This is a genomic window from Emticicia fluvialis (genome assembly GCF_024793945.1).
In the GTDB taxonomy this organism is placed as follows: Bacteria; Bacteroidota; Bacteroidia; order Cytophagales; family Spirosomataceae; genus Emticicia; species Emticicia fluvialis.
Window position 1 is genome coordinate 1 of record NZ_JANUSD010000030.1, and the last position, 13,104, is coordinate 13,104.

Consider the following 13,104-nt stretch of genomic DNA (forward strand, 5'->3'; position numbering starts at 1 on the left):
TGCAAAACAGTATCAAAATGAAAACCTATAAAACAAAAAACAGAAGCAACACGAAGGCTACTTCTGTCTAAAAAATGTATTTTTACTATTATTAATCCTGTATCGCTATTTTAGGACTAGTCATAAATATCACCTTAATTGGCAGGTGTATTATATAGCTCAATATTTGATATCATGGGCTTGGCTAACGTGCCTGAAACAGTAACGCGAACATCTTTAGCATTTACTTGCGGAAAATACACAATGCGTTTATGCCCGATAGTAGTGGCAGTTGCAACTGTTTTCCATTCATTGTTTTCTTTTACCTGTACTGCAAATTCGTTGATTCGTTGTCCGTAACGGATATCTTCCTGCACAACCAGACAGTTAAAAGTTTGTGCCTTGTTCAATGAAATATCATAACTGTCAGCACCCGTTTTTTTTGTAAAAGTACCTTTCTTTAACAGATTTTTACTGAAATACTCATCGCGTAATTTCTTAAATTCCAGCAAGGCTTTTGCATCATTTTCATGAACCAGCCCCCGGTTATCAACCGGAATATTCAGCAATAAGTTGGCGCCTCTGCCTACAGATTTATTCCAGATATCCATCAATGCCTGAGGAGTCTTTACTTTATCGTCTTCGTTTTTATGATAGAACCAACCCGGGCGTATAGATACATCGCATTCAGCCGGAATCCAGTGCGTGCCATTGGCATCGCCCACGTTCAGGTGTTTGGGCTTGTCGTAGGCAGGAAACAACGCTGCGCCATTGATGGTACTCCAGCAGGTTTCGCCGGCAAAGCCGCTTTCATTGCCCACCCAGCGGATATCAGGGCCGGCATCGCTGAAAATTAATGCGTGTGGCTGATAGGTTTTCACGGTTTTGTTAAACAAAGGGAAATCATACACCTGTTTTTTGCCATTAGGGCCTTCGCCATTAGCGCCATCAAACCATACTTCAAACAAGTCGCCGTATTGGGTCGTAATTTCTTTCAGCATATTTACATATACCTGGTTGTATTCCGGGGTTCCGTAGGTAGGGTGGTTTCTGTCCCACGGAGAAATGTAAATTCCCATTTTCAATCCATATTCTTTACAGGCGGCCGATAGTTCTTTCAGAACGTCTCCTTTACCGTTTTTCCACGGAGACTCTCTTACCGTATGCGTTGAATATCTGCTGGGGTACAACGCAAAGCCATCATGGTGTTTAGCTGTAATAATAATGCCTTTCATACCTGCGGCTTTGCAGATTCTGGCCCATTGGCGGCAATCAAGCTGGGTAGGGTTAAAAACGTCTTCTTTCTCTTTGCCATCTCCCCATTCTTTGTCGGTAAAAGAGTTGGGTCCAAAATGTACAAAGGCATAATATTCTAAATTGTGCCATTTAAGTTGGTCGGCCATTGGGGTAGCGCCAAAAGGCTTGGGGGTTTGTGCCATTGCCATGCCTGCAAGCAGGCACAGAATAATGATTTTTCTCATGTGCGTTAGTTTTAGGTAAAACCTGTCAATAGACCCGGTCATCTACTGTTTGTAAAGTGGGCCAAAAATAGCAAATTTATATAATTGACAAGGATTAATTTTACGGCTTCAAAAGCCAATCCTGAAAACTGTCAGCCTGTCTGGATTGGTTTTGAGCGAATACTGAAACCCATGATTAACCAGTATTTCACGAATCAGGGTAAGGCCTATTCCCTGTCCGTTTTCTTTGGTGGTGAAAAATGGAGAGAAAATCTGTTGCTCGGCGTCTGTAGAAATACCTGCGCCGTTGTCTTCAATTAATAATTGTTTAGGGCGGAATGTATTACTAATAACAATCTGGCCTTTTTCCTGCCAATCGGGGTTCTTCTTTTTGCGCAGTTCTATTGACTCAATGGCATTTTTTATAATATTGATAATTACCTGCTCTAACTGATGCACATCAGCCATAATTAAAAAAGGCATTTCGGTAAGATGTGCTTCAATCTGAATGCCCAATTGTGAGGCTTTATATTCCATAAGTCTGCTTGAGTTTCGCAGCAGTTCATTCAAATCTGACTTAACAGGCCGGGGTTCAGGCAGACGAACCATATCTGCAAAATTCCGCATAAAATGGTTCAGGTGGTTATTCCTCTGGATAGCAATTTCCAGTGCATATTTTAGCTCAGAATCATGTTCCTGCATCTGCACGGTGGTATCAAGAATTGAATTGACAGAACCAATTGAGTTGTTTACCTCATGTGCCATCATCCGTATTACCTTTCCGTATGCTTTCTTTTCGGCATTCAGAATCTCAACCGTCAGCTCTTCAATCATGATAAAGTAACGCGGAAAGCCGCGGTCAATAAAATGCGATTTCTGACATTTATACGTTTGTATACCATTCAATGCTATCGTGCGCGATTCTCCGGTTTTAAGGGTGCTGATAGCCTGCAAAAGTGGGTGGTCGAAGTAAAAAACAGATTTACCCAGCAGCTGGTGCGCATTCATATTTAAAATTTCACCAACCTTGGGGTTTATATTGGCAATATTATCGTCAAAGTCCAGAATCAAAATACCCGTTGGTGATGTTTGTACCAGTTTCTCAAGAAAATAATGTTGCTGTTCCTGCCGGGTGCGTTCTTGTCTGAGTTGGTCTACCATGCCGTTATAAACATCAATCAGCTCGTCCATTTCCAGCTTACCTACTTTTAAGAATTTTACATTAAAATCTTTATCGCGCATGGCATTTACACCTGTCATAAGCAGACGGATGGGGGCAATCAGGTCACGATACAATTGCCAGGAAATAAAGATTGAAGCCAGAATAAAAATCTCTGAGAAAATAAACAGTAGTTTGTTGCTTTTGAATATGAAAAAAGAGAGGCCAATCACAATAATATGAATGACCACCATAAAAAGTATAAACTTAGTCCGTATCTTCATCATGCGGGATATTATATTTCTCCAATCTACGATATAAAGCGCTTCGGGTCAAGCCTAATGCCTTGGCAACAGTCATCACCTTGCCTTTATGAAATTCGATGGCTTTCTTTATCATTTGCACTTCCATTTCTTCAAGTGTCATACTACCTACCTCGGGTAACGCATTTGAACCCGCTTTTTTTACAGATGGCTGCCATTGCGCCTGAAAATCGGCGGCGTCGAGTGTATCATGATGGCTTACAAGAATAGTACGCTCTACCAGGTTTTTCAACTGGCGGATATTGCCGGGCAATGGCAATTGTTTCAGCCACTTCATTGCCTCTAGTGTTACTTTCAGTTGAGGTCGGTTGTAAATTTCCCGCAGATTCTGAACAAAGAAGTTAACCAGCAGCGGAATATCGCCGGGTCTCTTACGTAAAGGTGGCAGATTAATGGTAATGAGGTTGATGCGGTAAAGTAAATCTTCTCTGAATCCGCCTGATTGTACATTTTCTTCCAGATTTTTATTGGTAGCACAAACCACCCGTACGTCTAATGTTTTGGTGCGGCTGTTGCCCAGTACTTCATAAGTACGGTCTTGTAGCACACGAAGCAATTTTACCTGGCTGCTCATGTCCAGGTCACCAATTTCATCTAAAAAAATGGTTCCTTTGTTGGCCATTTCAAAACGGCCGGCGCGGTCAAAGCGGGCATCGGTAAAAGCGCCACGCACATGCCCGAACATTTCAGACTCAAACAAACTGGTAGAAATGCCACCCAGATTGACTTTCACAAAGGGCTTTCTGTTTCTTTGGCTGTTCTGGTGAATAGCCTCGGCAATCAGTTCTTTCCCGGTACCGCTTTCGCCCATAATCAGCACCGATGCATCAGTTGACGCAACTCTTCCGATTGTTTCAAGTATCTTCAGAAATTCGGCATCCTCGCCAATCAACTGGCTGAAATTATACTGGGCATCCAGCTTTTTGCGGGTAAGTGTAAGCGTTTTTTTCTCCGATAAATCCAGAATAGTTCTGATAGATTGCATCAGATGCGCGTTTTGCCAGGGTTTATTAATGAAGTCGCTTGCACCGAGTTTCATGCCGCTTACTGCCAAATCAATAGTTGCCCAACCCGTAATTAGTATAACCGGAATAGTACTGTTTATTTTCTTGATTTTAGTTAACAGGCTCAATCCGTCAATCCCTGAAGTATCGTTAGAAAAATTCATATCCAGTATTATAAGATCTGGCACGTCTAATTCCAGAAACGCCAGCGCTTCCTGCTGTGAACCCACAGCCACAACATCAAAACCCTCTTTCTTCATTAAAAGAGAAAGAGAAGTACGAACAGCTATGTCATCGTCAATGATTAAGAGCATTTTTCAATGTTTTCGTAGAGACGTATTGCGATACGTCTCTGGAGGCCTATCTATTCAATTAGATTCAATTTTATAGTATTTTGAAAAAATAGATGGATTTGTGTATTTCAGTCCTCTGAAGACGTAATGCATTACGTCTCTACAAAAATGGTTTTAGAGTTTTAATTACAAATATAGCCAATAATCGCATGCCCTCTGCAAGTAAATCAATCCTCCCGCAATGCAACGGCCGGATAAATCTCTGAGGCCTGCTTGCTAGGGAACAACGCACATACAATAACTAAAATGTATATAGATAAAACCGCCAGCACAATGCCAGTAACGTATACCAGGGCTTCGACGTCAAATACATTCATGATCGGAAACTGAACGGCAAAAAATAAGCCTAGTATTACACCAAAAGTGGTAATAACGGTGGTTTCTCCTACAAAATGCCAAAGGATGTTACTCTGTGTGGCACCAATGGCGCGGCGTACGCCGATTTCCTGTTTGCGTCGGCTGATTGTCTGAAACAATACGCCAAAAAGGCCAAGTGTAACATTGAAAATAAGAAAGCCACATACTATCAGTAGTATCAGAATAGGTATCCAGATAATACGGTTTTTGTTGGCTTTCATGTTTTCCAGGTGCTGAATTTCAACAGACCAGTCTTTGCCCAGTTGCACCAGTTCTTTAGAAAGTTTGGCCTCAGTTTCAACAGAAGTGCCCGGTTTTACTCTTATCAGCATTTCAGAATTCCATGCTTCAAGTGGCTGTATGAGGCAGGCAGATTCAGGCTGAAAATCATTTTCGAATTTAAAATGGCCAATCACACCTACCACCTGACGCCGGCCGTCATCTTTCCCTATAATTTTACCGAGGGCATTTTCATTGCCAAACAATTTTTCTTTCAGATACTGCGTAATAATTACCGGCCTTATTTTATTTACTTTATCGGCCTCGGTAAACCAACGGCCCTCAGACAATGGCATTTTCAGCACGTCAGGATAAGTTGGGTCAACATTCATCATCTCGGTAAGTGTGCTGTTGTTCTTGTAATTAATTACATTATTTGAAGAACTGAAACTATATGGAAGGTTACTGGATGAGAATGAGAACGCCTCTATTTCAGGAAATGTTTTAATTTTTTGCTTTACCAGATCTCTGTAAATAGTTCTCAGGCTATCGCTTTCAGTATTAAAATCAATAAAAGCTGCCCATACGTTTTCGTGGTCAATGCCAGATGGCTTTGAGTAATTACGATAGTTGTAAAAACTAAGGCTCCAGACCGCAAACAATATCAGGAAGGAAATGAAAATTTCGAGCATCATCAGGAAGTTGCTCTTTTTTTTCTTCCATATTAATTTAAAAAGGTGCTTAAACATAGTTATAAAAATATTAATGTTTTTAAAATGGGTATCATTCTCCGCCCCGTAAGGCTGTTACTACCTGTAGCCTTGACATACGCCAGGCTGGATAAACACCAGATAACAAACCAAATGCCAGGCTTACAAGAATGGCTACCAGAAAAACTTTCCAGTTAATGGTCAGGTCGGCGTAGTTAATCATGCCACTGGTATTAATAAAATAAATAACACCAACTGAAAGAATAAGCGCTATTAACCCACCAATTAATGTTAGTATGAGGTTTTCTATAATAAACTGGTAGGTAAGTACTTTTGAAGATGCGCCAAACGCCTTACGTATGCCGATTTCAGACGCCCGCTCCAGAATGCGGCTGATGTTAACATTAATCAGGTTAATTGCCGGTAAAGACATAAACAACAAGGCAAACCCCATAAGCGCTATATAAAAATACTGGATGCTTTTGCTCTCGTCTGCATGTAAAAACTGAGCTAAAAATGAACCCACATAGGTGTCGGCAGTTGAAGAGGCTTTGTTAGGTTTAAACCATTTATCTGTACTTATAAGCGGCACTTTCTTCATGATTGACTGATACTCTGCCTTTATTTTAGGAAAATCTTCTTTGCTTTTGGCCAGCAAAAACACCAGATAACTACCGTTAAGGCTTTGCTTGGTCTGATCTACTTTTTTAGTATTATAAGGCATGTAAATGTCTGAAGCCACATAGATACGCGTAACAGGCGTGCCACGCACCACGCCAATAATGCGGTAGTTGACGTTATCTACTTCCATTGTTTTCCCGACAACCGATACCCCCTTGCCAAAGTATTTGTCGCGCGTGTCATCATTAATTACAATCACGTAATCATTATTATCTATGTTCTGCTGGGTGTAGGGTTTACCTTCCAGAAAATCAAAATCAGTCACATTCCAGAAATTGGCATCGGTATGCTTATACATCAGTTTTATTTTATTCTGCCTTGCATAAGCATTAATGGTATTCGGGAAACTCCCGAAGGCTACCATTTCAGGGGTTGTCATCTTCCTTACATAATTGTTTATAAAGTAGAGGCTCACCGGCGAACTCTGCATGCCTTGTTGGGTGGTGTCCTGCTGCACCATTCTTGAGATATACAGTGTACGGTCTCTTTTTAATTCAGGGTAGCCCGCAGAAATCAGGTGGTCTATAAAGGCCGTAATGACTACCAGTATCAGTAAGGTGAAACTGATACCGAACAGGCTGATAAAGGTGAAGAATTTCCGGCGTTTCAGTACCGCAAATGTTATTTTTAAATAATTCTTTAACATATTTGTTAATATTAATTTAGTGATTGAGTGAATGAGTGGTTACGAATTAGCGATTTTGAAATAGTGATTAATTTCATGGCATAATTGAAAACCCACTCAATTTTTACATTACCTGAGTGCCATCAAACAGGCGAACCAGCCGATTGGTCTTTTTTGCCATGTTTTCATCGTGCGTTACCATCACAATAGTAGTGCCTTCGTTTTTATTCAGGTTGATGAGTATATCCATGATTTCGTTACCCATGGCACTATCCAGGTTCCCGGTAGGTTCATCGGCCAGAATAATTTCAGGACGCCCCACAATGGCACGGGCAATGGCAACGCGCTGTTTTTGTCCGCCGGAAAGCTGTGAGGGGTAATGTTTCATGCGGTTGCTCAAACCTACTTTTTGTAATGCTTCGGTGGCTAATCTGGTGCGCTCGCTGGCTGATGATGCGCGATACAGCAATGGCAATTCTACGTTGTCAATTACAGGCAGGTCATTAATGAGGTGGTAACTCTGAAAAATAAAACCCAGCTTTTGATTGCGGAAGTGCGCCAGTTTTTTGTCAGAAAAATTATTGATAACTTCATTGCCTACCGTGATTTCTCCTTTCGAAGGTTCATCAAGCAGGCCCATAATATTCAGCAGGGTACTTTTACCGCAGCCGGATGGACCCATAATTGAAAGAAATTCTCCTTTGGCCACCTCAAGATTAATTTCATTGAGCGCCAGGGTTTCAATGGCACTAGTGCGATAAACTTTTTCGATGTTTTTTAACTTAATCATAATTTATTGAGAGTTTAACTTTTTAATTGCGAATTATTGAATGCTGAATTAGCAAATATTTTAATTATTAATTGCCGAGGATGAATTGGTGAATATCAATAAACGACTGGTGCGGTAACGATTTTTGCCACTATGTACACTATGTTTCACAATCATTCGCTAATTCGTCATTCACGCATTCACTATTACTCCGGCTGTATTTTTCTTTGTTTTTCAAAATCATAAAGTGTCAGGTAGCGCAGTTCGTAATGCGTTTTCCAGTAGTCTTGCAGGGCGTTAATGTAGTCACGCTTGGCCTGGTCTTTTTCCTGAAAAGCAATACTCAGGTCTGTTATGCTCAGGTTGCCCAAAACATATCTGTCTTGCGCTATCTGGTATTTCTCTGAGGCAATGCTATCTGCCTGTGCTGTAAGTGTCAGCTGGTTTTTCAGCATCTCAAAAAGTGTTACCTGCGTGTAAATCTCCTGTCTGAAAGTCTGCTTGGCCTGTTCCACAGTATATTCTGTCAGCTTTTTTTGTGCTTCTGCTGTTTTGGTTCTCGATTTCGACCGCCCCCAATCAAGAATCGGAATATCAAGTTGCAATTGTATTGATTCCTGACTCTGGGGTTTGTTGTATAAATCAGGGATTGTCAACCCTCGGTTCGAAAAACCCAGGCTGGCCGTTAAGGTCATATTCAAACCATTATCACCTATGGCTTTAGCTACTGCCCGGTCAGCCTCCAGAATTAAACGGCGGAACGAAATGGCATCCGAACGGTTTTCGAAGGCTTGTTCCAATGCCAGCTGATTCGGAATTGAAATGTTTGAGATAGTGGCTGGTACTATCAGTTCCAACTTACTGTCTGTTTGCATGCCTATGTAGGCTTTCAGATTTAAAGTAGCAATTTCCAGGTCTCTTTTGGCAGTTGCGATGGCTTTTTGAGCTTTGAGCGACTCTAGTTGTAATTGAAGAATTTCGTTTCGGGTGGTTTTACCGATTTCGTACTTCTCTTTCGCTATTTTTAAAATGGTTTGTGTGTTGCTTTGGTTGGTTTCGGCTATCTGCAGGTTTACCTGAGCTAGTAGCAGATTGAAGAAATACTCAGTGGATTTAAGGGCTATCTTCTCCAGCGATTCAGTATATACCCGGCGGCTCTCATCGTATTTCAGCGGCTCAATCTTTTTGTCCCATTTGAATGGATTAAATCTAAGAATGGGCTGCTCATACCCAACAGCAAAGGGCGTACTATTGTATAAGGTATTTTTGCGGGCAAAATCATCGAAACGTTGTAATTGCGTGGCAGCATAGATTTGTCCGCCTGTTTGCATTACCGATTGGCTCAAAGACAAATTCAATGATGAATTATTGTAACGCACCGGTTGAAACTGTATGGTTCCGTCAGGCTGGATAACCTCTGTAAATGAGCGGGTAAAGGCCGGTAATTTACCGTTCAGCACCAGTTGTGGTTTGTAGTTAGACTGAAAAGTGCGCCACTCCCAAAACTTGGTTTCTTTGGTTGTTGAGGCCTGTCTTGCTGCTATTGACTGGCTTTTGGCCATTTCTACCACCTCTTCAAGAGTTAGTTTTGTAACCCCCTGTGCCGTGGAAGGGTAGGTGACAACAAGCAAATATAGGCTTAATATGTAAATAAGGTATTTCATAAACTGGGTTGGTTAAGCAAAGCTCCTGTTATTTTATTTCCAGCTCTTTGGTGTTTTTGTATTCGCTCAGGTCTGAGATAATCACGGTTTCGCCCGGTTTTATTCCTTCTTTTATTTCTACGTAATCAAAATTGCTAAGGCCGATTTTAACGGTTCTTCTTTCGGCTTTGCCGTCTTTTCTGAGTACGAAAACATCCTGCACTGTTGCGCCTTTAAAAGCAGGGCCATTGGTTATACGAACCACATTTTGCTGAGCTTCTGTAACCAGATAGGCTTCAACTTTCAGCTTAGGCCGAAGCATATCGGTGCTTTTGCTGTCCAGGGCCACATCAAAACTCAGGATATTATTTTGCACTGAGGGCTGAATGTTAGTAAGGCTGCCTTTCAATAATGTGTTGTTGATGCGGATTATCACAGGCATACCAATCTTTACCTGATCGGCATAGTTGTCTGAAATGGCACCGATGATTTTGAAGCTGCCCAAGTCGGCCAGACGAGCCAGAATTTCACCTTCCGATACCTTTGAACCCAGATTCTTGTTCACGTAAGTAAGCACCCCCGGGCGTGTAGCTATGATATTGGCCTTTTGCAGTTTACTTTGGTATTCCATCAGTTGTTTTTCCTGAATCTGCGCCGACAGCTCCGATTCCTTCAAATCAGCGCGCATGGTTTGCTGCTTAATTTTGATGTCGTTTTCCAGTTGTTTTTTTTCCAGTTCGGCAATTCTGAGGTTCATTTGTGCCGTTTCTATGGCTTCACGAGTACCACCACCGGCCTTTTGCAAACGTTTGGCGTTTTCTACGTCGGCTTTCAGACTGGTAATTTTCATGGCCTTGATAGAATCTGAGATTTTCAGGTCATAGAAACTTTTGTCGAGGTCGAGGCGCAGTTTTACGATGTTGTTACGCTTTAAGTCCAGTTGGTCTTTCTCTTTGTCGAAATTCAGTTGTGTGGCTTCTTTGTCTAATTCCAGAATTTTCTCTCCGGCTTTTACGTTACTTCCGGCATCAAGCAATACCTGCTGAATAACAGCCGTGATAGGGCTGGTAATTACCTGCTCAAATTCGGGCTGTACCTCACCCGAGGCCGTGAGCGTGTTTTCAACCGCACCCATTTCGGCAACGGCCGTTCTGATTTCTGATTTACTGACCGATGACGAAAGCGAGTTTCTGACCAACCAGACAATCAGTATAATGGCCATCAATGCCATTATACCAATCAGCAAGTTTTTACTTTTCTGTTTGCGGACCTCGCTTGATGAGAGTTCTTTGTCCATAGCTTTTTTATAATTTTGTATGAGTGTTGAGGTAATTTAACCGTGCCACGCCTGTTATCGGACGAGTATAGGCGTGACACGGTTAAACGCTGTAAATGTTCATTTTTGAAACAAATACATTATTATTCATTCAATCAGCGTGCCAATTGATAAATGATTGATAGTTAGTGGGTTATGTGTTTTTGAAGATTTGAAAAGTGTCCGATATTGGGACGGTTGTTCGGAAGTGGGAAGTATGCGCTAGATAAATTGATAATTACGGTGAATGAATTCACCGGCTATTAAAACAAAGGTATTTTTTCTATTTAAGACCGACTTAAGTCGGTCGATGTAATTTAAACTTATCCTTTGTTTTGTTAGTCGCTCACCGGGGTGTCGTTACACTTTATTGGGGGATAAAATACACAACGAATTGCTAAATTTTATACATATAATCAGTTTTGATTTTTTCGCTCAGGAATTTCTATTAATTTGGTTAGAAATCTAACCATAATACATTTCTTCAGAGATGAAAACTACAATATGCTTTTTCTGTGCTATAAATCTTCTTATGTTGTTTAGTTGTACTGATACTTCAAAGCAAACAGATTCAAAAAATAAAAAAAGTATCATTGCAAAACCGCAAATCAATACAAATGAGAAGGCAATGAAATTAGATAGTATCAATGTAGTTTCACTAAGTGAAAATTACCCTGAAGAATTGATAGAATTGTATAATGCAGACGGTAGCATTTGGAAATCTTTTAAATTTGATGATGATTTTGCTGACAAAGACTTGAGACCTTTTTCTATAAAAACCGAAAACTCGGTTTTAGTTTTTAGATGCGTAGGCAGAAAAGGAGAGTATTATGAAGTTGTTGTAAATGAAAATAAAAAAGATGTCAAATACATAAAGGCCGACGTAAAGTATTTTAATTATGAAACCTGGCAGGAACATATTGTAAAACTTTTTTCAGTAGATTTTGATCAGAAAACCAACCCAATAAGAAAAGAGCCTAAAAAAAATACTGGTATTATACCTTATGATGCGGAGCAATTTTATCATCCAATAGAAATAAGAGGTAATTGGTTGAAAATTTCTGATGACAAGGATAAAACAGGGTGGATACAATGGATGGATGACAAGGATAATTTGCTGTTGCAGTTTTATTATGAAGCTTAAACTACAATTGTTTTTTGATTAGCGTAAAAAAAAATCGCCTATGGAGTTAATTTATTATAAAGGTTCTAATAAAAAGCCGTAGAACAACATCGTACTAAATCCAACTATCTTCCATAAAATCCCCTACATTAGCATACCTAATTTTACAAAACCACCTCTACCCACAAGAATTATGAATAAATTCCTCATTTTCTTAATTTCAGCAACAATTTTTGGTCTCACAATTTCTTATGAAAGAGATTCTCATCAATCATTTAATGCACCACACATAAAACCGGAAATAGAGAAGCCTAAAATAGCCTTTACTTTTGATGATGGCCGAACCGATGATATGGTTGGATATAAGTTGAAAACTTGGAATGAGTTATTGCTCGGTAGTCTGAAAAAACATCAACTGAAAGCCATTCTGTTTTCGTCAGGGGCTAATAAAACTACTGAAAGAGGCAGATATGTTTTGTCGTCATGGAATGATGCCGGACACCTGATTGCCAATCATACATTTACACATGCCAATTTTAATAGTAAAAATACGAGTTTAGCGTCTTTTGAGATTGAGCTTATAAAAAATGACTCTATCATCAGCAACTACAGCAATTACTACAAATATTTCAGATTTCCTTATCTGAAAGAGGGTAATACAAAAGAGAAAATTGAAGGTTTCAGGGCATTTATGAAGCAAAAAGGATATAAAAACGGACACGTTACGATAGATGCGTCTGACTGGTATATCAGCGATAGATTAGTGACAAGATTAAGACAGAATCCTAAAGCTGATATTTCAGGCTTTAAAGAATATTATAAAAATCACTTATACGACCGGGCTGTATTTTATGATTCTTTGGCTTATCAGATAGCCGGCAGGAGAATCAATCACGTAATACTGCTTCATCATAATTTAGCTGCAGCTCTGTTCTTAGACGACCTGATTAAGCATTTTAAAGCCAATGGTTGGGAGGTTATAAACGCCGACAAAGTGTATCAGGACAAAATTTATGAGGAAATCCCCGGTAATGTTCCGGCAGGAGAGAGCCTGATATGGGCCTTGGCTAAGCAATCTGGCAAGTATGAGAAAATACTGCGATATCCGGCAGAAGACGGCGAATATGAAAAACCAAAGATGGACAAATTAGGCCTCTGATAATTACAATTCCATGTCATGCTATTAGTGCATGCGTATGTTTTCCATCAGGACGGCAAATAAAAGAGGCTGTCTAAAAAGGTCTGACTAGTCCTAAAATAACGATACAGGATTAATAATAGTAAAAATACATTTTTTAGACAGAAGTAGCCTTCGTGTTGCTTCTGTTTTTTGTTTTATAGGTTTTCATTTTGATACTGTTTTGCAGGTGCATCAGATTAGGAG

Annotated in this window: 10 protein-coding genes; 2 read left to right on the forward strand and 8 right to left on the reverse strand. The window is 40.2% G+C overall.

Annotation, left to right across the window (positions count from 1 at the left end; all coding sequences use genetic code 11):
* Nucleotides 1–134: 134 nt before the first annotated feature.
* From NZ848_RS21305 to NZ848_RS21340, 8 genes are all read right to left on the reverse strand, one after another.
* On the reverse strand, nucleotides 135–1,460 hold the full coding sequence (locus tag NZ848_RS21305; RefSeq protein ID WP_259017200.1) for an alpha-L-fucosidase: 1,326 nt from the start codon (nucleotides 1,458–1,460) through the stop codon (nucleotides 135–137).
* 108 nt (nucleotides 1,461–1,568) lie between these two features.
* Nucleotides 1,569–2,885: a sensor histidine kinase gene (locus NZ848_RS21310; RefSeq protein ID WP_259017201.1), complete on the reverse strand. Its 1,317-nt coding sequence runs from the start codon at nucleotides 2,883–2,885 to the stop codon at nucleotides 1,569–1,571.
* Complete coding sequence (locus tag NZ848_RS21315; protein ID WP_253533559.1) at nucleotides 2,866–4,239, reverse strand: sigma-54-dependent transcriptional regulator; 1,374 nt, start codon at nucleotides 4,237–4,239, stop codon at nucleotides 2,866–2,868. Before NZ848_RS21315 ends, NZ848_RS21310 begins: the two co-directional genes overlap by 20 nt.
* Before the next feature lie 206 nt (nucleotides 4,240–4,445).
* Entirely contained in the window at nucleotides 4,446–5,603 is a 1,158-nt protein-coding gene (locus NZ848_RS21320; protein WP_259017202.1) for an ABC transporter permease, read from the reverse strand.
* A gap of 34 nt (nucleotides 5,604–5,637) precedes the next feature.
* Nucleotides 5,638–6,891 (reverse strand): ABC transporter permease, encoded by a 1,254-nt coding sequence (locus NZ848_RS21325; protein ID WP_259017203.1) that lies wholly within the window; start codon nucleotides 6,889–6,891, stop codon nucleotides 5,638–5,640.
* A 103-nt stretch (nucleotides 6,892–6,994) separates the two neighbouring features.
* Entirely contained in the window at nucleotides 6,995–7,660 is a 666-nt protein-coding gene (locus tag NZ848_RS21330) for an ABC transporter ATP-binding protein (RefSeq protein WP_253533562.1), read from the reverse strand.
* 185 nt (nucleotides 7,661–7,845) lie between these two features.
* Nucleotides 7,846–9,303 (reverse strand): TolC family protein, encoded by a 1,458-nt coding sequence (locus tag NZ848_RS21335; RefSeq protein ID WP_253533563.1) that lies wholly within the window; start codon nucleotides 9,301–9,303, stop codon nucleotides 7,846–7,848.
* A gap of 28 nt (nucleotides 9,304–9,331) precedes the next feature.
* The gene (locus NZ848_RS21340; RefSeq protein ID WP_259017204.1) at nucleotides 9,332–10,579 is read right to left on the reverse strand and encodes an efflux RND transporter periplasmic adaptor subunit; all 1,248 of its coding nucleotides are present in this window, start codon (nucleotides 10,577–10,579) and stop codon (nucleotides 9,332–9,334) included.
* Between the two features lie 508 nt (nucleotides 10,580–11,087).
* On the opposite strand from NZ848_RS21340, the gene NZ848_RS21345 reads away from it, so the two are divergent.
* Together NZ848_RS21345 and NZ848_RS21350 are read left to right on the forward strand one after the other, a co-directional pair.
* Nucleotides 11,088–11,741, forward strand: coding sequence for a hypothetical protein (locus tag NZ848_RS21345; RefSeq protein ID WP_259017205.1), 654 nt, complete (start codon nucleotides 11,088–11,090; stop codon nucleotides 11,739–11,741).
* A 172-nt stretch (nucleotides 11,742–11,913) separates the two neighbouring features.
* Complete coding sequence (locus NZ848_RS21350; protein WP_259017206.1) at nucleotides 11,914–12,879, forward strand: polysaccharide deacetylase family protein; 966 nt, start codon at nucleotides 11,914–11,916, stop codon at nucleotides 12,877–12,879.
* The last annotated feature ends 225 nt before the right edge of the window (nucleotides 12,880–13,104 follow it).